We start from the raw sequence: 20,710 nt of genomic DNA on the forward strand, positions 1-20,710 counted from the left end.
TTTTAATATATCCAGAGAGCGCATGGAGTGATTGGGACGCCGATAAGCATTTGTGCCGCTGAAGCAGAAAATCCCCTGCTTTAAGCAGGGGATCAACTGTTTTTCATGTATCGAAGCCAGCGATGCAGAGACAGGAGCAGTTGCCTTTCTGAATATCAGTCAAGGCAAATTCGAAAGCATGCCCTAAAACCCAAGCAGCTTCCTGAAATAGCTCGAATAGGACTGGCTGACCGGAATCCGGCTGCCGTTGTCCATGGCCAGCACAAAAGTCGAATGGGTATCCGGATAGATTTCTTCTATATGATGGACGTTGACGATAAACGACCGGTGACAGCGGATGAACGTTTCCCGCGGCAGCAGAAACTCGAACTCCTGCAGCGGGTTTTTATTCGTGCCTGAAAAGTTTGCCGCGTGCACATGCGTTTTGCGGTCTTTCACTTCAAGGCTGACGACGTCATCGAATGGCACCGGCTTCCAGCCATCCGGACTTTTCACCGTCACTACGGATTTGCCTTCTGTATAAGCAGGATATATGGCCATCACACAGCCCTGCAGTTCGCCATTCTCTTCAAACGGCACAGCCATCCCGTTATACGGCACCCCGAACACTTCACGATCGATGAACTCGGAAGCTTTCTGATTGGTCGTCAGCGCTTTATGGGCAATGGTCCCTTTTTTCACCGGGTCTCCCGGTTTTATTTTCAGATCGATGCGTTTGCTCGGCCTGTAATAAATATATTGTTCTGTGTCCGACACCGCGATGGAAATTTCATCGGAGAATAGTTCTCCCATGACGTCCAGCAGCGAACCGAATGTGAATTTCTCCATACTTTTCCCCCTGTTTCTATATGACTGCTTCATTATAAAGCATTTCCGGCAATTACTGGTGCAGGAAAAAGGCATGGCTATTCTTCCAGCATGCTGCCTTTCTCTGCCAGCCGCAGATGCCAGGAAAATGCCTTTTCAAGCACATGTGGAGTGTGGCCTCCCCGCGTCAGTGCTTCCTGGTAATAGCTGCGCAATTGGGGCCGGTAAGTTGGATCGGCGCAATTTTCAATAACGAGGGCAGTGCGCTCCCTTGGCGCAAGGCCACGGAGGTCGGCGTAGCCATGTTCCGTAATCAGTACATCGACATCATGTTCGGTATGGTCAACATGGGAGACAAACGGCACTACGCTTGAAATTTTCCCGTCTTTGGCTGTCGCTTTGGTGACAAAGATCGATAATCTGGCATTGCGGGCAAAATCTCCCGAACCGCCGATGCCGTTCATCATTTTCGTGCCCGATATATGGGTGGAGTTGACGTTGCCGTAAATATCGAATTCCAGCGCCGTATTGACGGCAATCAGGCCGAGCCGGCGGATGAGGGCGGGATGATTGGTAATTTCCTGCGGACGCAAAATGATTTTGTCTTCGTATTTGCCGAAATTCGCATACACCTGTTCCATCTTTTCTCTCGACAGGCTGATTGCTGAACCGGAAGCGAAACGCAGTTTATCCGCATCGATCAAGTCGAAAACAGCATCCTGCAGGACTTCCGAATACATTTCGAGATCATGGAATTCCGAATCGATCAGGCCGTGCAGCGCTGAGTTGGCAACAGAGCCGACACCTGACTGGATCGGCGCCAACCTTTCTGTCAGTCTGCCTGCCCGGATTTCCGAACGCAGCAGCTCCAACAGATGGGAAGCAATTGCTTCGGTTTCACTGTCCGGTGGAACGATTTTCGACGGTGAATCAATTTGATCCGTAAAGACGATGCCCCGCACCTTTTCCATATCCACCGGAATTCCATTTGAGCCGATGCGGTCTGCGACATGGGTCAGCGGGATCGGAAGACGTCCTTCATGCTTGCCCGTATCGTATATATCATGCAAACGGTAAAGCCGCTCCGGCTGCTCCGTATTGATTTCCACAATGACATTTTTGGCGTGCTCGACGAAAATTGCCGAATTGCCGACAGAGGTCGTCGGAATGATCATGCCGTCTTTCGTGATTGAAATCGCCTCGATGATGGCAAAATCGACTGGGCCGATCACTCCGTCCCGGACCAATTCGGCGGTATGCGATAAATGGTGGTCTGTATAGAGAATTTCACCTTCATTGATCTTCCTGCGCATCACCGGGTCCGATTGAAACGGCAGTCGTTTATGGACGATGCCGGATTGTGCGAAAACGGTGTCGATATTGGATCCGAGAGAGGCCCCGGTAAACACATTCACTTTAAAAAGTTCCGATTCCGCCCGCTTTGCCAATGCCAGCGGCACCGCCTTGGCATCCCCGGCATGCGTGAAACCGCTCAGCCCGAGCGTCATGCCGTCCTGTATCCAGGAAGCTGCCTCTTCGGCAGTGACCACCCGCCCTTTCAATTGTTCAGCTTTGATGCGATCGAGACGATTATCCATTTTCCACTCACCTTTCCTCACCAGAATAAATACTGCGATTCCGTTTATCTATACCCTCATTGTATATGTTTCATTTACCTCTTCCCCATATTTATTGCGTTTCCTGCTCATTCACAATTCCGCAACAACTTTTCAATATTTCTCAATAACTTAGTAAGGCGAAATAATTCAAAATGGCTTTACGGCAGGCTTTGTATAATTATGAGAAGATTCTTTTTATACAATAACTTTATATCCTGCTTTTATGATAAAAATGCGAGTTTATCTCATTGACATTAACGGGTTCTTATCATAATATATGAAAAGTTGTCAAAGCGTTTCGCGTTTGTACAATAACTATAAATTGAAATGAGGATTATATAATTGTCCATCAACCAACGTAAAAAAATGTCCATATTGATGATCAATATGTTTATCGCTATAGCAAGTTTCGGAATTGTTGTCCCTATTCTTCCCGCTTATCTTTTGTCCATCGGCCAGGGCGGCACCGCAGCCGGTCTGATGATCGCGATTTTCGCCGGTGCCCAGCTTCTGTTTTCCCCGCTTGGAGGCAACTGGGCCGATAAGTACGGATCGCGGAAAGTGATTATCCTTGGTCTCGCTTTGCTTACCATCTCAATGCTCATGTTCTTTTCAACCGACTCGATCTGGGTCATCTATGCTTCGCGTGTAGTTGGCGGTATCGGTGACGCCTTCCTGATTCCCGGTGTCTTCACTTATGTGGCGGGCATCACAACTGCCGCTCAGCGTGCAAAAGGAACCGGACTGGTTACGGCCGCGATGTCACTCGGCCTTGTAATCGGACCTGGATTCGGCGGCTTTCTTGCCGACATCAGTCTGAAATTGCCGTTTTTGATCGCTGCACTGGTTACATTTATTGCCATGATTTTCTCTCTAATCATGTTGAAGGAAATTGAGCCAACAGCGGAAAGCAAAAAACAGGCAGAGGAATTTTCAAAAGACGAGTCGATGCTCGAACAGATCGGCCGCTCCACCCGGATGCCTTATTTCATCCCGCTGGTGATTATTTTCGTCATGAGCTTCGGGCTTGTCGCTTACGAATCCGTCATCGGCATGTATTTGACGACGCAGTTTGGTTCGTCCTCATCGGATATCGCCTTGATGATCACGGCAACCGGCATTGTCGGCGTGACGGTCCAATTCTTTTTAGTCGATCGCATTGTACGCCGTTTTGGCGAAGTAAATACGATAATTGCATTTCTCGGCCTGGCAACAGTCGGGTTCCTGATTTCCCTTTCCGCTGGCAGCTATGGCGCCTTTTTCGGCGTATCTCTCGTGATTTTCATGGCGATGGCCATTCTTCGCCCGGTACTCAATATCCTGGTATCGAAAATGGCTGCCGGTGAAGTCGGCTTCGCGATGGGTATGGCAACCGCCTACATGAGTCTCGGCAATGTCCTCGGACCAATCTCTGCGGGTATGCTGTTTGATGTCAATATCAACTATCCGTTCATTCTTGGCCTCGGCTTGCTGCTCGTGACCTTATCGATTGCCATGGCTTGGCGCAAAACCAATAATGCAAAATCAATGGTTGATGACTCGGCCAATCAAACACCTGAAACTGACCCTTTAACATAAAGGATCAGTTTTTTTAAATTGAGTTCAGCTGATTGACAAGAAGAAAGAGCAGGCATAATATGGTAACTTGAGTGTAAAATAATATGAGATTTAATATAGAAGAAACTCCAAATGCAGCACCATCTGCAATCAGAAAAGAGGCGCACCATGTCACCAGATCAACGCAAAAAGATCATCATCCTGATGATCAATATGTTCATTGCCATTGCCAGTTTCGGCATCATCATCCCCATCCTCCCGTCCTACCTTCAATCCATCGGCCAGGGCGGGATGGCCGCCGGCATGATGATCGCCATATTCGCAGGTGCTCAATTCCTGTTCTCACCGATCGCCGGCAAATGGGCGGACCAATACGGACGCAGAAGAATGATCATCTACGGCCTGGTCGGCCTGACCCTGTCGATGTTCGTATTCTTTGCTTCCGACTTCATCTGGGTGCTTTACTTTTCCCGCATTATCGGGGGAATCGGCGCCGCGATGCTCGTCCCGGCCATATTCGCCTATATCGCGGACATCACGACATTCGACCAGCGCGCTAAAGGCACCAGCCTTGTATCGGCTGCCATGTCACTCGGCATCGTCGTCGGCCCGGGAATCGGAGGGTTCCTCGCTGATTACAGCCTCAAGCTCCCGTTTCTCGTCTCGGCTTTTGTATCACTGGGCGCCGTGGTGTTTTCCCTGATCCTGCTAAAAGACAGCGATGCCGAAAATGCAGATGCCGGACTTGCTTTGGACATGACACAAAAGGAATCCATGTTGTCGAAGATCGCTTCTTCCACGAACAAGCCGTATTTCATTCCGTTGGTGATCACGCTCGTCATGAGTTTCGGCTTATTGGCCTATGAATCCATTGTCGGCATGTATCTCGACAACCAATTCAATTCCACTGCCAAAGACATCGCGTTCATGATTACCGCGACCGGCATCGTCAGCGTCATCGTCCAGCTGTTTATCGTCGACCGTATTGTCCGCCGCTTCGGCGAAGTGACGATCCTCATCGCATTTCTATGCGTTGCGGCATTCGGCTTCCTGCTGTCATTGTTTGCAGGCAGCTACGCGATGTTCTTCGGCGTTTCACTCGTCATTTTCCTGGCGACGTCAATTCTACGGCCGGTCCTGAACACATTGATCTCCAAAATGGCGAACGGTGAAGTCGGCTTTGCGATGGGCATGAACAACGCTTATATGAGCATCGGCAACGTCATGGGACCGCTGTCCGCGGGCTTGCTCTATGATGTCAACATCATGTTCCCGTTCATCCTTGGCCTGATCATGCTGATGATCACCATCACCATCACACTTGTGTGGCAGCGTTCACTTGCGCTCAAAACTGCAGAAGCGTGAAAATTTACTGTTTCGTATATGTAAAGCAGAAGAAGCTGAGGCTCCTTCTGCTTTTTTGTTTGAATTCGAGTCGCAGTGCATGAACGCCCGCTCTGGGGTTCATTCATTGCCACCGAAAGCCTTAAACTTTACGCATTCTATAGCTGCTTGTATAATAAATATACAATTAACTTATAGAAATGTGGGTCCTGCCATGTACAATATAAAAGCTGCTGCTAAGATTCTTGATATGCCCAAGGTCACCATCCGCTCGTGGGAGACTCGATATAATGCAATCACTCCAGCCCGTACAGAGTCAGGCCATCGCCTGTATTCCGATCAGAATCTGGAGGATCTGCAATGGCTGAAAATCCAGGTTCAGGAGAACGGCATCAAAATCAGCGAAGCGGTGAAGCTTTTGCATGCTTCGCGCAAGAAATTCGTCAAGCCCGCCAGCGAGTTGCCACCTTCTCCTGAAGGATCCTATCCCTACAAAAAACAGATAGAAGAACTTTATAACGCCGGCGCCGAAATGGACAGCGAGCGCTTCCAGTACTTACTGGATTTGAATTTCTCGATGTTCCATTACCGCACGGTGTTCTTCTCGATTTTGGCGCCATTGATGGTCCGCATCGGCGAAGAATGGGAAAACGGTACCATCACTGTTGCGCATGAACATATGCTCAGCCATTTGGTGCTGCAGCGATTCACGCAGTTTTTCCGCATTTTCCCGACTTCGGAAAATTTACCGAAAGCACTGGCATTCTGCCCCAGCGGCGAACATCATCAGCTTGGCCTGCTGCTGTTCACACTGTTCCTGCGGGAGCATGGTTATTCGGTAGCCTATATCGGACCGGACACGCCCCTTGAAGGGCTTCCGGAACTTGTGGAAAAACAGGATTTCAAATTGGTCTGCATGTCCATCGGCCACGAACGGCTGTTGCCGGCTGCCGAAAAATATATCTCAACATTGAATGCAGTTAAGCCGGATCTGCAATTTGTGATTGGTGGACGCGGCCTTGGCCATGTTGAAAATAAAACCAATGAACATTACCTCGGGACCACCTACGAAGAGTGGCAGCGCTGGCTTGACGACACCCAGCCAAAGAGAGCCTGATCAAACCCTCCTCAGACGTATTTGTCTGGAGAGGATTTTTTGCTTTGTATAAAAGAAAATTTCTTCCGCGTCTCGTTATGGCCCCAGTTTATGATAAACTTTTGTTATCAGAATTTTCCATATAAGGGAGCATGCCTATGAAGAAGTTTGCTACTATGAACACTCTGTATATCGTTGCCGCAATCATTGCCGTCAGCGCTTTTCTGCTGCCGCGGGCAATCGATGCGATCCATCTCCATTGGAATGGGATTTCCCATATCGCCGAACAAACTGAGGAATATTACAAAATCACCGACCCGGTAGACGGTGAATATACGGTCCAGCTCGATTTGGCTGAGTTGGAAAGCAATGAAGGGAAAATCCTGTTCGATGACGGGGACAGCCGGATTACCGTGCTGGAAGTTGTACCATGGGAAGAATCGGGCTATGAAGTGATTTTCCGCTCGCATGGAGCGGAAATCCCAAACGGCACGGTACTGGTCTCAGGCGTTGACCATTTCCGTACCGGAAATGGACTCTCGCAATCCCTCGAAGCGGAAGCCGTTTCGAATGGCGGAGAAGCTGTCCCCTTAACGTCTTCCAGCGAAAGTGGCCTCGTTTATCATGACGGGGACCGGTTCGGGTTTTATCTGGATGCGCCAGAGGGAGATGCAGATGAAGTCGAAGTGACGGTGACGAATCTGCAACTGAATTTATGGATGGAAAAAGCAATTTTCGAGTGAGATGCAGCGCGGTTGAATCTGTCCATAAAAAAAAAGACCTGCTCCTTAGAGCAAGTCGAGGTCCTGATAGGCGGACTGGTATGGTCCGTTGTCTGTTACTTCTGAATGGTAAAGAGCCTTCAAGGCAAAGCCTTTTTCAAGATCCATGTCCTCTTTCAGCACTTTCAGGCGCTTTTTCAGCTCCGGGTTTTCGCTGACGAGTCGTTCCATCTTCGATTTCGTGTATTTCATAATGCGGTCGCTCCTTTCCATTGCTGCTGGTTTCATTGTATCATCCTGCAGCGCTATTTAATGAAAAAACGCACTTGCTGTCTGGCAAGTGCGTTTCCTCTTTATTGACACAACTTAACCGAACACCTGGAAAACGTAATTCGCAAGGAACAGCGCGGCGATGACGTAAAGCGCCGGCGTAACTTCGCGCCATTTGCCGAGGCCGACCTTCAATACCGGATACATGATAAAGCCGATGGCGATGCCGTCAGCAATACTGTACGTAAACGGAATGAGGACGATGATCAGAAACGCCGGAATGCTCTCGCTCATGTCTTTCATGTCGAGGTTCTTGATGTTCTGCAGCATCAGCGCGCCAATGATGATCAGGATCGGCGCAATTGCGCTGTCCGGGATCAATTTGATGACGGGAATGAAAAATGCAGCACCAAGAAACAGCAAACCGGTTGTGATGGCGGTTAACCCGGTGCGTCCGCCTGCCGCCATAGCCGCGAGCGTTTCAACACTTGCCACAGTGGGGCTGGTGCCGAACACGCCGGAAGCCATCGAGCTGACCGAAGTCGCCTGGAATGCGCGCTTGTATTTCTCGGGACGTTCAATGAAATTGACCTGTCCGTGGACGAGGCCGATGTTCTCAAACACCAGCACCATCGTCAGCGAGAAAACCGCCACCCAGAATCCCATGGTCAGGAAGCTGGTGAAGCTCAAGGCACCAAATCCGGCAAACGCTTCAGTAGCGCTCATCGCCGGTTCATTCAGCGCGCTGAGGTCAATCATGCCGAAGAAAAAGGCGATCAATGTTCCCGCTACAATCGTGATAAGGAAATTCCCCGGCACGTTGCGGATGAACAGCACGATGGCGATGACGAACGTCAATGCTGTCGCCAGCACCTGTGGATCCGAGACCGAGCCCAGCGCCAAGATTGAACCTGCACCGCTTACCACGATACCGCCGTTTTCAAGACCCAGCAGCATGAGGAATAAACCCAAACCGACTGTTACCGACTCTTTCAGCGAATGCGGCACGGCCGCGCTCAGCACTTTAGCAAAACGCGTAAACGCCACAGCGACAAAGATGACGCCGGAAACGAAGACGACCGCCAAAGCTTCCTGCCACGTCAGGCCCATCGACTGGACCATCGTGTAGGAAAACAGTGCGTTGATGCCCATGCCCGGAATCAGCAGAATCGGGACATTGCCCCAGAAACCCATGACCAGTGCACCGAAAACGGATGCCGCAATCGTCGCGATGATCGCCGCTTCGATTGGCATGCCGGATTCCGACAGGATCAACGAGTTGACCGCGATGATATAAACCACCGTGAAGAAGCCGATCAAGCCCGCCAACAGCTCACGTTTCACCGATGTACCATTTTCTTTAAGACCGAAAAAACGATCCATCCAATTATACATATACAAAACCTTCTATTAAATTAGCCCTCTCCCTACCCGCTCTGCCTGAATAAATCCAGGTAAGCCAAGATAGAATTGTAATCTAAAACGGGGGTTCCGTCAAGGTTGGGGGGTTGACAGGGCTGGAGATTATCGTGTGGGGGTTTTTCGCGTTTCAAACGGATGAATTATTGAGAAATTCAGCGTGGGTTTTTCGCATTTCGCCCCGGCGAAATGCCGGGTATTTGAGGTTTTGATTTGTTCGAAAAATTATTTCCCAGGAAATAATTTTTTCGATTTCGGAAATGCTATACTTCAATTAATCTGAAGAAATGAGGTGTTATGTGGATAGAGAAAGCATGGAGTTATTGTCGATGGAAGAAGCACTCAGCTCGTTGATCGGGCGCCTGCCGGCCGTCCACTTACAGCGAAATTACCTTGTGGGCAAGCTGCACCGGACTGTTGCCGGGATTCGCGGCGAGGAACGGATGCGCCAGCGTTTCATTGAATTCCAGCCGGACGAAGATGTTCATGCGCTGTGGGATGTCGGTTTGGCGATCGGTTCATGGAAAACGCAATTTGACGGCATCGTGCTGACCAACCGTGGCGCCATCATCATCGACTCAAAGAACATCAGCGGCAGGCTCCATTTCGATGACAAGACCAGTGAGTTCTATCGTTTTGACAGCAATGATGTGAAGGAAGTTTTTGACGACCCCCGCATCCAATTAAACAAAAACATTCGCTTCCTGTCGAAATGGTTCGCGCGAAGAAAGATCCATCTGCCCGTCAACGGCCTCATCGTCTTCACACCCAAGAGCTGCGAATTTATTGCCAGGCCAAAAGGCAAACACCTCTGCAAAGTCTACCAGATGCCCGAATATTTATTTCAAATTCTAAAGGCTTTCCCCCTTGAAGCCGAACCGCCGAATCTGCTGAAAATTAAGAAGCAGATCATCAGCGGGCACGTCCCCTATCTGAGAACCCCTTTGTGCGGTAAGTATTATATTGAAGCGAGTGAAATCCGAAATAGCGTCCAATGTCAGGCCTGCCAGGCGTACGGAATGGAGCGAATAAAGAAAAGCTGGCAATGCCCGGACTGCGGCCACCGCGACCGGCAGGCGCATAAGTTGGCGTTGAGTGAATACTTTTCGCTGATTGATGAGCATATCACGAATCAGGCGTTTCGTGAGTGGTGTGGAGTTGAGTCGAGGTCCGTAGCGACCAGACTATTAACACAATTTGATTTTGAGATTTCTGGAGAATCCAAAGCCAGAAAGTATAGTTTAAAGAAGAGAGTTTAATCCTGCTCTCTTCTTTTTTATGCTTATTTTGTCGGAACGCGCGTAAAAATTTTTAATCGTGCATATCATTTTTTAATCGCGCGTATTTTTTCCCAATCGCGCATATTTTCTTCTAATCGTGCATATCTTTTTCTAATCGCGCATAACACACTCCCCCGACCTAGTCCACCTCTCGCCAACCCCCAAAAACATCAAAAGGAAGCTTTTCGCCATGCGAAAAGCCCCTCTCCACCAACACTGGCATCCCTTTTCAAAAGAAATCAGCCCTTCCGATCAACATTACCCTTCAAAATCTACTCTCCCCAAAGTTTTTCAATCTTTATCGCATTTCGCCCCGGCGAAATGCTGGCATTACTCGCCCTCCAGTTTTTTCTTACGCTATTTTCATGCCGATATCCATTTCCCCACGCCACGCCCGAAGCGAAAAACAAAACCCCTATTTGATTGCATTTCGCCGCAGCGAAATGCGACAAAACCACAAACCCAAACCATCAAAAAAACCACACGCAACAGCATGTGGCTTCAGAATTTATTGTTTAAAAGAACATTCCTGCAATCGAGGCGCTCAACAGTGAAGCGAGGGCTCCGGCAGCAACTGCACGCATGCCGAGTTTGGCGATTTGCGGGCGACGGCTTGGGGCCAGAGATCCGAGGCCGCCCAGCAGGATTGCCAGTGAGCTCAAGTTCGCGAAGCCGCAAAGCGCAAAACTGACAATGAGGATCGTTTTCGGTGACAGATCCGCCATTTGATCTGTGAAAGATACATAAGCGACAAACTCATTAAGAACAAGCTTCTGGCCGATGAAACTGCCCGCTTGGACTGCTTCGACCCAAGGCACGCCGATTGCAAAGGCAAGCGGAGCGAAGATGAATCCAAGAATTCCCTGGATTGTCCAGCCTTCATAGCCGAACCAGCCGCCGATGCCGCCAAGCATGCCGTTCACTAACGCGATCAATGCGATGAACGCCAGAAGCATTGCCCCGACATTCAACGCTAGTTGCAGACCGTCGGCTGCGCCACGTGCAGCAGCGTCGACTACGTTTGTCGATTCTTTATCTTTTTCCATTACGAATTCTTTTTCTTCGACTTCCTCACGTTCCGGAATCATGATTTTCGCCATGATCAACCCGGCTGGAGCCGCCATGAAACTGGCCGCAAGCAAGTATTCAAGCGGAACGCCGAGAAGTGCATAACCCGCGAGTGTGGAACCCGCAACCGAGGCGAGTCCCCCGGTCATGACTGCAAACAACTCGGATCGCGTCATCGTCGGCAGGAACGGGCGCACGACTAATGGTGCTTCCGTCTGGCCGACAAAGATGTTGGCTGATGCAGAAATCGATTCCGCTTTGCTTGTTCCCAGTAGTTTCGATAACGCGCCGCCGAGAATGCGGATAACAAGCTGCATAATGTTCAAGTAATAAAGGACCGAAATCAAAGAAGAGAAGAAAATGATGATTGTCAACACCTGGAACGCGAAGACGAAACCGAATCCTTCTGTATCAGCTGCAGGGCCGAATAAGAATTGAATTCCCTCACCCGCGTAACCGATTACATTATTGACCAATCCAGAGAACCAAAGCAGTCCCTGACGCCCGGTTTCCCATTCGAGTACGATGAACGCGAAACTGATTTGAATAGCCAGTCCACCTAAAATTGTCCGTGGCTTAATGGATTTTTTTCCGTCCGACATTAGGAAGGCAAGTCCCAGAACGACGAAAATGCCGAAGATGCCCCACAATATATTCACAACTTCACCTCATAAATTAGTATTTTCTCAGAAAATTTAGCAAATAAAACGCTTAACTCATCCGTCGTCTGACATCTTATCAAAGGCATGCGAAGAAGTAAATGAACATTGTGTTACAAATCACTCGTTCCGCCATATTCCCAATCGGGTGAACATTCAAAATTGAAGAGAAATTCTCTCAAGCTCTCCCATCGGTTCGGCCTCTCCGGTTTTATTGATCCTCATCCGGCGGGTCTGCTTTCTTCAGGAAAAAGGACAGGAAGACACCAATCAGACTGAGGATGCCCGCGGCCATAAAGGAAATATTGACTCCGCGGATCAGCCCCTGTACGCCGTATTCCTGGGGATCTAGAGCGGTGCTCGTCATGATGGTCACGAGCAGAGCGGTGCCGATCGATCCGGACACCTGACGCATCGTATTGCTCATTGCGGTACCGTGCGGAATCAAGCGTTCCGGCAGCTGATTGAGGCCGGCTGTCGTTACCGGCATCATGACCATCGCAACGCCGAACATCCGGATGGCGTGCATGATGGTCAAATAAGTAAAGGACGTTTCGGCGGTCAATACAGTAAATTGGAATGTGCTGACCGTCACAATCATCAGGCCGATGATGGCCAGCCATTTGCCGCCGAACGCATCAAAGACCCGGCCGGTAATTGGATTCATGAGCCCCATGATGATGGCGCCGGGCAGAAGCATCAATCCGGATTCCAAGGCGGTGAAGCCGTGCATATCCTGCATATAGATTGGCAGGATGGTGGCACTCCCGATCATGGAAACAAAAACGATGACGCTGAGAATCGTCGACAAAGTGAAGATTTTGTATTGGAAGACCCGGAATTCAAGCAACGGCTCTTTCAGCCATGACTGGCGCTGGATGAAAAACGCCAGCGATACGGCACCGATTGCGATGGACAGCAGGACCGGCAAACTGCCCCAACCGGTCGTGCCCGCACTGGAAAAGCCGTAAAGGATTCCGCCAAAACCGGCCGTTGAGAGCATGACGGAAATGACATCCAATTTCGGGAAGCTCTGTTTCGTCACATTTTTCAGGAAAAAATAAGCAAGGATCAAATCGATCAACGCGATCGGAATGACGATGTAGAATAATGCCCGCCATGGATATTGACCGACAATCCAGCCGGACAGGGTCGGTCCGATGGCCGGTGCAAAAGAGATGACCAGTCCGAACAAGCCCATCGCCTGCCCTCTTTTTTCAATGGGAAAGATGACGAAGAAAATGGTTTGTGTCAGCGGCATCATAATTCCGGCCCCGGAAGCCTGGATGATGCGGCCGAGCATCAATACCGAAAATCCGGGAGCAAACGCTGCAATGATCGTTCCAAGAGTGAAAAGGCCCATCGCCGTCAGGAATAGAGCGCGTGTAGAAAATTTGCCGATTAAAAAAGCAGTTACCGGGATCATCACGCCATTGACGAGCATGAACACGGTAGTCAGCCATTGGGCGGTATTTGCGGTTATGTTGAGATCATCCATAATGTGCGGCAGCGCCGTTGCCAACAGGGTCTGATTCAGAATCGCGACAAAAACGCCGGCCATCAGCACCGCCAGCAGCGGACCAATTTTTATGTCTTTCTTATTTTCCACATCATGCTTATTCGCCACTGGCTTCACCCCATTCCCAATCAGTCTGCATTCCAAGCGCAATTTGCGTTCTATTATCCTCGTTCCCTCCATCGGTTTCAACTAATCTGGATTGCTCTTTACTCCAATAAAAAACAGCACAGCCGACGAGAGCTGTGCTGCTGGAATTCAAGCTTTTGCTTTTGCTTTTGTTCTCGACTTCTTGTCCCGATGGCTGATGCGGTAAAACACCAGGTAAAGTGCTGGAATCATCACCAACGTGAACAAGCTGGAGAATGCCAGACCGGCGATGATGGTCACCGCAAGCGGTTCGAACAGTGGATCGCCCGATAAGGCAACCGGAATCAGCGCAACAATCGACGTGACTGAAGTCAGGATAATCGGTTTGATGCGTGCATAACCCGATTCCATGATCGCTTCTTTGATTGAAAAGTTGCCGGACAGGCGACGCGTTTCCACAAAGTCGATCAGGACGACCGCATTCCGAACGACAATCCCCGTCAAGGAAACAATCCCCATGACACCAAGGAAGCTGAGCGGTGTCTGTGTCAGGAACAAACCGAGGATGGCGCCGGAAATACCAAGGTAAACAGCGATCAGCACCAGGAATGGCAGACTGAACGACTTGAACTGGAAAGCGATGACAAGGTAGACGAGCAGGAGCACAACCAGGAACAGGATGCCGATTTCGGCAAAGAAGGCTTCCTGGTCGGTGTTCTCACCGCCAGTGGAAATCTCATACCCTTCCGTTAGGTCAGCCCTTTCGGCATCGACAACTTCGAGCATGGCTGCTTCAAAATCATCCGCATCGCCGAAAGCACGCAGCGTGATGGCGCGTTCCCCATCTTCATGCGGCACTTGTGCAATCGCCGTCGTCTGTTCTTCCTCCAATAGTTCATCCAGCGGGATCAATTGCGGCGGACCCTGCTGGCCGCCCTGGCCGCCGGCAGCAGGAACTGCAAATTCGGAAAGGTCAATCTCTTCCCCTTCTTCGATGCCGCTCTGCTGCAGGACCACATCATAGAATTGATTGTTTTCGAAAATACTGTAAAGCGGCACACCCTGTGTCAGAAGCTGTAATTGGTTTGTCACCAGGCTGAGCGGGATGCTGTTGCTTTCCAGTGCATCGCGGTTCGGAACATATTCGATGGCGGGAACCGGTTCACCGAGGTTATCGGTAACAATGGTCGCTCCGCGGTCGAGCATCTGCTCTTTCAGAGTATCGCGCAGCGCTTCAAGTTCCTCTATCTCTTCTCCCGTAACAGTGACTGTCACCGGTGCGCCTACCGGCGGCCCCTGGACAATCGTGTCGAGGAAGATTTCAGCATCCGGATAGCGTTCGCGCAGCACCGGCTCCCATTTGTCGATAAAGGCCGAAGCTGACGTATTGTCACGGTCGATACGGATAGCCACCTGGCCGGTATTCGATCCGGTATTCTCCAGTGAAGAGGCGAACAAATTCGGCAAGCCGCTGCCGGTGAAAATCGCCAGTTCATTGACATTTTCATCTTCTTCCGCAATTTCTTCCGTTACATCCGCCAGAAAAGCATCGGTTTCTTCAATCGGAGTCCCTTCCGCCAGGCGGACGTTCATCGTCACTTCCTCGCGGTCAGCTTCCGGGAAAAATTCAAACGGTGTGAAAAAAGCGAGCGACAGCAGGCCGGTTGCAACGAGCAAACCGCCAATGCCCACCCATAATGGGTGTTTCAGGACGCCGCGCAAAACCTTTTCCGAATAGAACACCGCCAGTTTCTCGAACGGTTTGCCCAGGAATCCAGGCGTCTTGGAAATTCGCTTCGCTTTTCGTTTCGTTTTCAAGTATTGCATCATCGGCACCAGCGTAATTGACAGGACTGTCGATGCAATAATGGTCGTGATGAGAATGCTTGGCAAGGCCTTGATGAATGCCCCGTTGCCGCCGGACAGCAGCAAAAGAGGGGAAAACGTCACGACAATCGCCAAACTGGAAGAAATGATCGATGGGTAGACTTCACGCACACCGTTAATGGCGCCTGCACGCGGCGAATCCCCGAGTTTATAACGCCGCTGGATATTATCGTTGACGACAATACTGTCATCAACCAGAATCCCGATGGCGATGATAAGCCCGATGACCGAAATCTGATTCAAATCGACGCCCAAATACGGAATCGGGATCAGCCCGATCAAGACCGAAGCAAGTACCGTCAAAGCAACGGCAAAGGCACCGAAAAGCGTCAGACCCGCTGTCGTTGTAACGAGTACGGCCAATACCGCAATCAGCAATGAAACATAGAGCCCGCCAAAGATTTCATTGACGTTATCCGCCTGCGACACGTATTTGTTCGCCTCGACACCGGACGGCAGGGTTTCGTTGAATGCTTCGATCACTTCTGTGACCCGCTCATCAACAGCCGGAATGTCCTGTCCGGTCTGCAGGAAAACGGTATAGGAAATAGCGTCCTCGCCTTCAAAGGTGACAATGTCGGACGTTTCCTCGTCAACGGTTTCAATCGTTGCCACGTCACTTAACGGAACCGCTGACGGGCCGACCTGCAATTGCTGCAGCTTTTCGATGCCCTCCTCCTGGCTGACCGTCAACACAAGCCGTTCGTTGCCGTTATCGTGGGTACCGAGTGACAGCGGCTGATTGGCCTGCTGCAGCGATTCGAGCACTGCAAATGGCTGCAGGTTATTCTCAGCGAGCGCTTCGCCGTCCAATTCGATCAGAACCTGCTGGTCGTTCAGGCCTTTCACTGTCGTGCCGGCCACGCCTGCAACCCCTTCCACTTCCTCTGACAGTTCCGCCAGCGACCGTTCCAAGTCATCCAGTTCTGCACGGTCACCGTAGAACATATACGATACAAGCGGGAACGTCAGGTCAAGCTTCTGGACAGACGTTTCCTGCGCCTGTTCCGGGAAATTTGAAGATGCGCTTTGCGCTTCCTGCTGAATCGAATTGATCAGCCCTCCAGGGTCAACGCCGTCTTCAATTTCCAATGTGATGATTGACGCCGAATTGGAAGAGATGGACTGGATGGAAGATATGCCATCCACTTTCTGGATCTCTCTTTCCAGCGGTGTTGTAATCGACCGTTCCACTTCTACCGGTCCGGCTCCTGGCAGAATCGTCGATACGAGAACGAGTCCTGGCGGGGTTTCCGGAATTTCACGCTGCGGCAGAGTCAGAAAGGTATAGACACCCACGAGCATAAAAATGAAAACCAGGAAAATAAACAACTTGCTGCGATCCAGTAAATACTTCATAAGAAAAACCCCTTTTCACGTTGTATAAGCTTTTTGTATTTGTATAAGTATTGTATAATCTTATGAATCCTTTTGTCCAATCCGCATGCTTGAAAAAATGTAAAAAACCCCCGTCCAGCACAAAGCTGTTGCGGGGGTTTCGAACTCAGATATTTTCAATAAAGAGGCGGATGACGTCTGCACCGCCGATAAAGGTGCCAAGGGAGCTGCCGATATTGGTCAGGACGACTACCAGCAGGACGCGCGTGACTTTATTGTCCCAGAAGCCTTTCAAGGTGAAAACGTCTTTCGATAAGGTTTCGAAATCACCGACATTCGGCTTGCGGATCGATGCCTGGGTCAGTCCCGAAAACCAGCCTGCCGCCACGAGCGGATTGAGCGAAGAAATCGGTGCCGCCACGAAAGCGGTCAGAATCGCCAGTGGATGGCCGAATGCGATGGTTGCACCAATTGCGGCCAATATGCCATTCCACAGCACCCAGCTGATGGTCTGATCCAGACCGGCAGCCGGGTTGGCGATAAATGTATAGGCGATGATGCTGATGATGATAACGGGAATCGCCCAGCCAATGATTTTTGGCCATTTGGACTTCGGTGGAACTTCCGAAAGCTTATCAAGGTCGTGTTCGTTATGGATTTCCTTCTTTATGCCCGGCACATGCGCGGCGCCTAGCACTGCCACGATTTTTTTACCAGGTGCATCCTTGATCTTCTGCGCGAGGTATTGGTCCCGCTCATCGATCAACGGCGTTTTCAGGCGGGGAAAAGCTTTCGTGAAATCGTCCATGACGGCGCTCAGGGTATCCTGGGATTTCATCTTTTCGAGGTCCGCCTCTGAAACTGTCTCTTTGCTGAAGATGCTGAAAAACACCGAAGACAGCAATTGCATTTTGCCCCATAAACCGATGTTGCCCCAGATGCGGGAAAACGTCACCTGGATGTTGCGGTCGGCGAGCACCAGTTCCGCACCGTTTTCTTCCGCTGACTTGATGCCCTGGATCATTTCCTGGCCCGGCTTGATGCCGAATTGGTCAGCCAAACGGTTCTGGAACGACGAAATGGCCAGGTTCATCAGCAACAGACTCGATTTTTTCTCTTTGATGACTTTGAAGATATCGGTTTCTTTCCATTTGCTGTTATCGGTTACCGACTGGTAACGCTGGGCATCCAATTCGATGCACACCGAATCCGGCTGTTCAGCATCGATGACTTCTTTGACTTGTTCTGCACTGCGTCTGGAAACATGGGCGGTGCCGATGAGGATCAATTCTTTATCGCCATATTGCAGGCGTGTGATATTTTCTTCTTGCATGGATTTACTTCCTTCATAGAATTTATTTCTTTTCATATTAAATATATTAAATTAAAGCATCAGCATAAAACGACGCTTCGGCGCTTAGGACAGAGCCAAGATTATGCTCCTGCGCAAGCTCGTCGCAAAGGAGGTGCCATCTTCGTATGGCACACCTTGGCTCCCGCAATAAGCCAAGAAGAACACTTGTCTTATTGCTCCGCCCAGTCCAGAGGCGCGCCGGCGCTGGAGAAATCTCTAGAGATATGGAGCAAAACAGCGAAGAGTTGACCGAAGCCTGCGGGGGCAATTCTTCAGAGCTGTTTTGCGGAATACCGGCTTCTCCAGCCTATTAGTTCAACATATATAAATAAGAAAAGACTGTCTATTTTATATAATGGATTACTGGCGGGAAAATATCAATCCTGCGCCTCTGTTTTCGGCAGGTTTCACAAAAGCTTCTTAAAATCCGACGGCACTGAACGTATCCCTTTGGCGGACACGCCATCTCCGTTCCCGTTAAATCGGCTGCGGTGAAAATTGATAAATCAGGAACTGTTCGGCAGGATCTTTGCCAATCGACGGCATGTCAATCGATTCACGCAATTCAAAAGCCGTACTGCGTTCAAGAAACTCAATATATTCCATCGAAGGATAGTAAAGAATGATTTCCACTTTCCGGGGATAGACCTCTTGGGATCGGAGGATGTTATCGACGACCTTCATAAAAATCTGTACGGAAAACGGATTGAAAAAATAAAACACGGTGTCAACCGGCTGAATTTCATACTCCTGCGCCATCCGGCAATCGAAGCGGATCTGATCCAGTGCAAGGCTGTGGCTGCCGTTGCGGCCATAGTCCTCGAGATTTTGCTGCGCCTCTCCGTAAAAACTGGTGTTCAATTCCACGCCCCTCGTCCGGCAGCCAAAGCGGTCATGGACATAAAAGTTCATCCGCCCTTTGCCGCTGCCGAAATCCACCACACCCGCTTCCTCGTCCATCGGGTGGCGGTTGAACAATTCCTTCAAATGTTCATAAGGCGTCGGTTCGTAGCGATTATGATGCAATGTAGCTTCAGATATCCATTGTGTTCCTGCTGTTTGGATATTCAAGTAGCGGTCCCCTTCACGTTCTTCCATATTATTCCCTCCGCATCTGCTGACAGGATTTTTCTGTTCTTCTCTATCAATACCCTAAGCCACTTGCAAATAAAAGCAGATTTTGATAAAGTCTAGCTAATTCAATAATTCTTACTCCTTTTCACAGGAGTGGGATAGAGGCGCAATCACCATCAGTAAGCAGATTGAGGAGCATGGGCTCTGCAGAACTTTGCCGAAAGGGGTGCTTGCCGAAGCAGCGGAAAGCCCAGATTCCCGCTGCTGGTCCTGCATTTAAGAGATGCTGGACTGTCATGCGGTTTTACCGCATGGAGGGCTATCTGGCGCACAGTGACACACTTGGTTTGTGTTGCTGCAGCAGCAGCGGATCCTCCGCTGCTGCTTTTTTCATTGGCGAAGCCGGCTTTATTTCCCGGGAAATCCTGCGACCGCACCTCATTGGGTGCTGACCGCACCCCGGATGATTGGAACCGCACCTCATATGCCGATAACCGCACCTCGCTGACTCAATACCGCACCTTGGATGAAATGGTCCAGTATCTAATTGTTAAAAAGAACTTATAAAATGGGAAAAGGATGGGATCATATGAACTTCGGAAAAATTATTACAGCAATGGTGACGCCATTGGATACAAATCGCGACATCGATTTTCCTGCAACGGAAAAATTAATCGAGCACCTGATTGCCAACGGCTCCGACGGCCTCGTTGTTGCCGGCACGACCGGTGAATCGCCGACATTGACAGCAGCCGAGAAATTGGCGCTGTTCAAATTTACGGCCGAAAAAGTCAATGGCCGCATCCCCGTCATTGCGGGAACAGGCTCGAACGACACCCGCACTTCAATTGCACTGACCAAACAGGCGGAAGAAGCCGGTGTCGACGGCATCATGCTCGTTACGCCTTATTACAATAAGCCCGCACAGGAAGGCTTGTTCCAGCATTTCAAAGCGATTGCCGAAGCAACCCGCCTGCCGGTGATGCTGTACAATATCCCCGGCCGCAGCGCGGTTAATATGGCACCTGAAACGATCATCCGCCTGTCGGCTGTCGCCAATATCGTCTCTGTCAAAGAAGCGAGCGGCAACCTTGACGCTGCGTCAATGATTATCGAAGAGACACCGGCCGACTTCACCGTCTACAGCGGTGATGACGGCCTGACCCTGCCGCTGATGGCAATCGGCGCCGATGGCATCATCTCTGTCGCTTCGCATATCATCGGCAATGAAATGCAGGAGATGGTGGCCAATTTTACAGCAGGCAACATTAAACAGGCAGCGGCCCAGCACCGCAAACTGTTGCCGATTATGAACGCGCTGTTTGCGGCGCCAAACCCGGTGCCGGTAAAAACTGCGTTGCAATTGATGGGCATCCAGACAGGCCAAGTCCGCCTGCCGATGATTCCGCTGAACGAAGTAGAAACCGCCACGCTGCGCCAGCTTCTCGAAGCCGGCAACATCAAAGTTTCTGTATAAATGAGCAATCGAGTAGGAGGGAGCGATTAACTCCCGACCTCTCACACCACCGTACGTACCGTTCGGTATACGGCGGTTCAATTAAGATGCATAACGCAAAGTTTCATAACGTGCTACCAGACTTTTGAGCCCT

The 20,710-nt window shown here is 50.2% G+C and carries 16 protein-coding genes and 1 riboswitch; of the genes, 7 read left to right on the forward strand and 9 right to left on the reverse strand.

Annotation, left to right across the window (positions count from 1 at the left end; translation table 11 throughout):
- Positions 1-183: 183 nt before the first annotated feature.
- Both DIJ65_RS02680 and DIJ65_RS02685 read right to left on the reverse strand, forming a co-directional pair.
- Positions 184-828 (reverse strand): LytTR family DNA-binding domain-containing protein, encoded by a 645-nt coding sequence (locus DIJ65_RS02680; protein ID WP_071152096.1) that lies wholly within the window; start codon positions 826-828, stop codon positions 184-186.
- A gap of 77 nt (positions 829-905) precedes the next feature.
- Entirely contained in the window at positions 906-2,405 is a 1,500-nt protein-coding gene (locus tag DIJ65_RS02685; protein ID WP_071152097.1) for a succinate CoA transferase, read from the reverse strand.
- 363 nt (positions 2,406-2,768) lie between these two features.
- On the opposite strand from DIJ65_RS02685, the gene DIJ65_RS02690 reads away from it, so the two are divergent.
- The 4 genes from DIJ65_RS02690 to DIJ65_RS02705 all read left to right on the forward strand — a co-directional run bounded on the left by DIJ65_RS02690 (position 2,769) and on the right by DIJ65_RS02705 (position 7,166).
- Positions 2,769-4,004, forward strand: coding sequence for an MFS transporter (locus DIJ65_RS02690; protein ID WP_071152098.1), 1,236 nt, complete (start codon positions 2,769-2,771; stop codon positions 4,002-4,004).
- A gap of 147 nt (positions 4,005-4,151) precedes the next feature.
- Positions 4,152-5,348 carry an MFS transporter gene (locus tag DIJ65_RS02695; RefSeq protein ID WP_071152099.1) on the forward strand — a complete coding sequence of 399 codons (1,197 nt, stop codon included), beginning with the start codon at positions 4,152-4,154 and terminating at the stop codon, positions 5,346-5,348.
- A gap of 193 nt (positions 5,349-5,541) precedes the next feature.
- A complete protein-coding gene (locus DIJ65_RS02700) occupies positions 5,542-6,444 on the forward strand; it encodes a MerR family transcriptional regulator (protein ID WP_071152100.1) in 903 nt (300 codons plus the stop codon).
- A gap of 137 nt (positions 6,445-6,581) precedes the next feature.
- On the forward strand, positions 6,582-7,166 hold the full coding sequence (locus DIJ65_RS02705) for a hypothetical protein (protein WP_142836455.1): 585 nt from the start codon (positions 6,582-6,584) through the stop codon (positions 7,164-7,166).
- 45 nt (positions 7,167-7,211) lie between these two features.
- Here DIJ65_RS02705 and DIJ65_RS02710 read toward each other — a convergent pair whose 3' ends face one another.
- Entirely contained in the window at positions 7,212-7,397 is a 186-nt protein-coding gene (locus DIJ65_RS02710; protein ID WP_071152104.1) for a hypothetical protein, read from the reverse strand.
- 114 nt (positions 7,398-7,511) lie between these two features.
- A complete protein-coding gene (locus DIJ65_RS02715) occupies positions 7,512-8,810 on the reverse strand; it encodes an NCS2 family permease (RefSeq protein ID WP_071152102.1) in 1,299 nt (432 codons plus the stop codon).
- A 323-nt stretch (positions 8,811-9,133) separates the two neighbouring features.
- On the opposite strand from DIJ65_RS02715, the gene DIJ65_RS02720 reads away from it, so the two are divergent.
- Complete coding sequence (locus tag DIJ65_RS02720; protein ID WP_230321259.1) at positions 9,134-10,093, forward strand: nuclease-related domain-containing protein; 960 nt, start codon at positions 9,134-9,136, stop codon at positions 10,091-10,093.
- 536 nt (positions 10,094-10,629) lie between these two features.
- On the opposite strand, the gene DIJ65_RS02725 is transcribed toward DIJ65_RS02720, so the two are convergent.
- The 5 genes from DIJ65_RS02725 to DIJ65_RS02745 all read right to left on the reverse strand — a co-directional run bounded on the left by DIJ65_RS02725 (position 10,630) and on the right by DIJ65_RS02745 (position 19,124).
- Positions 10,630-11,841, reverse strand: a complete 1,212-nt coding sequence (locus DIJ65_RS02725) for a NupC/NupG family nucleoside CNT transporter (protein WP_117299403.1) — start codon at positions 11,839-11,841, stop codon at positions 10,630-10,632.
- Between the two features lie 211 nt (positions 11,842-12,052).
- On the reverse strand, positions 12,053-13,402 hold the full coding sequence (locus tag DIJ65_RS02730) for an MDR family MFS transporter (protein ID WP_230321273.1): 1,350 nt from the start codon (positions 13,400-13,402) through the stop codon (positions 12,053-12,055).
- A gap of 213 nt (positions 13,403-13,615) precedes the next feature.
- Complete coding sequence (locus DIJ65_RS02735) at positions 13,616-16,693, reverse strand: efflux RND transporter permease subunit (protein WP_117299400.1); 3,078 nt, start codon at positions 16,691-16,693, stop codon at positions 13,616-13,618.
- Between the two features lie 145 nt (positions 16,694-16,838).
- A complete protein-coding gene (locus tag DIJ65_RS02740) occupies positions 16,839-18,005 on the reverse strand; it encodes a TraB/GumN family protein (protein ID WP_071152304.1) in 1,167 nt (388 codons plus the stop codon).
- Positions 18,006-18,503: 498 nt separating this feature from the next.
- On the reverse strand, positions 18,504-19,124 hold the full coding sequence (locus tag DIJ65_RS02745) for a class I SAM-dependent methyltransferase (protein WP_117299398.1): 621 nt from the start codon (positions 19,122-19,124) through the stop codon (positions 18,504-18,506).
- A gap of 127 nt (positions 19,125-19,251) precedes the next feature.
- Positions 19,252-19,430, forward strand: a riboswitch (Lysine riboswitch).
- Positions 19,431-19,433: 3 nt separating this feature from the next.
- Here DIJ65_RS02745 and DIJ65_RS02750 point away from each other — a divergent pair.
- Complete coding sequence (locus DIJ65_RS02750) at positions 19,434-19,667, forward strand: hypothetical protein (RefSeq protein ID WP_142836456.1); 234 nt, start codon at positions 19,434-19,436, stop codon at positions 19,665-19,667.
- A gap of 22 nt (positions 19,668-19,689) precedes the next feature.
- Positions 19,690-20,577, forward strand: a complete 888-nt coding sequence (gene dapA / locus DIJ65_RS02755; RefSeq protein WP_071152311.1) for a 4-hydroxy-tetrahydrodipicolinate synthase — start codon at positions 19,690-19,692, stop codon at positions 20,575-20,577.
- Positions 20,578-20,710 lie beyond the last annotated feature (133 nt).

It is taken from the genome of Planococcus salinarum (assembly GCF_007004625.1).
Taxonomy (GTDB): domain Bacteria; phylum Bacillota; class Bacilli; order Bacillales_A; family Planococcaceae; genus Planococcus; species Planococcus salinarum.

Bases quoted from the DNA above. Each gene is read 5' to 3' on its own strand.
- DIJ65_RS02680 (WP_071152096.1), bottom strand. From the start codon at position 828: ATGGAGAAATTCACATTCGGTTCGCTGCTGGACGTCATGGGAGAACTA.
- DIJ65_RS02685 (WP_071152097.1), bottom strand. From the start codon at position 2,405: ATGGATAATCGTCTCGATCGCATCAAAGCTGAACAATTGAAAGGGCGG.
- DIJ65_RS02695 (WP_071152099.1), top strand. From the start codon at position 4,152: ATGTCACCAGATCAACGCAAAAAGATCATCATCCTGATGATCAATATG.
- DIJ65_RS02700 (WP_071152100.1), top strand. From the start codon at position 5,542: ATGTACAATATAAAAGCTGCTGCTAAGATTCTTGATATGCCCAAGGTC.
- DIJ65_RS02705 (WP_142836455.1), top strand. From the start codon at position 6,582: ATGAAGAAGTTTGCTACTATGAACACTCTGTATATCGTTGCCGCAATC.
- DIJ65_RS02710 (WP_071152104.1), bottom strand. From the start codon at position 7,397: ATGAAATACACGAAATCGAAGATGGAACGACTCGTCAGCGAAAACCCG.
- DIJ65_RS02715 (WP_071152102.1), bottom strand. From the start codon at position 8,810: ATGTATAATTGGATGGATCGTTTTTTCGGTCTTAAAGAAAATGGTACA.
- DIJ65_RS02730 (WP_230321273.1), bottom strand. From the start codon at position 13,402: ATGGCCGGCGTTTTTGTCGCGATTCTGAATCAGACCCTGTTGGCAACG.
- DIJ65_RS02735 (WP_117299400.1), bottom strand. From the start codon at position 16,693: ATGAAGTATTTACTGGATCGCAGCAAGTTGTTTATTTTCCTGGTTTTC.
- DIJ65_RS02740 (WP_071152304.1), bottom strand. From the start codon at position 18,005: ATGCAAGAAGAAAATATCACACGCCTGCAATATGGCGATAAAGAATTG.
- DIJ65_RS02745 (WP_117299398.1), bottom strand. From the start codon at position 19,124: ATGGAAGAACGTGAAGGGGACCGCTACTTGAATATCCAAACAGCAGGA.
- dapA (WP_071152311.1), top strand. From the start codon at position 19,690: ATGAACTTCGGAAAAATTATTACAGCAATGGTGACGCCATTGGATACA.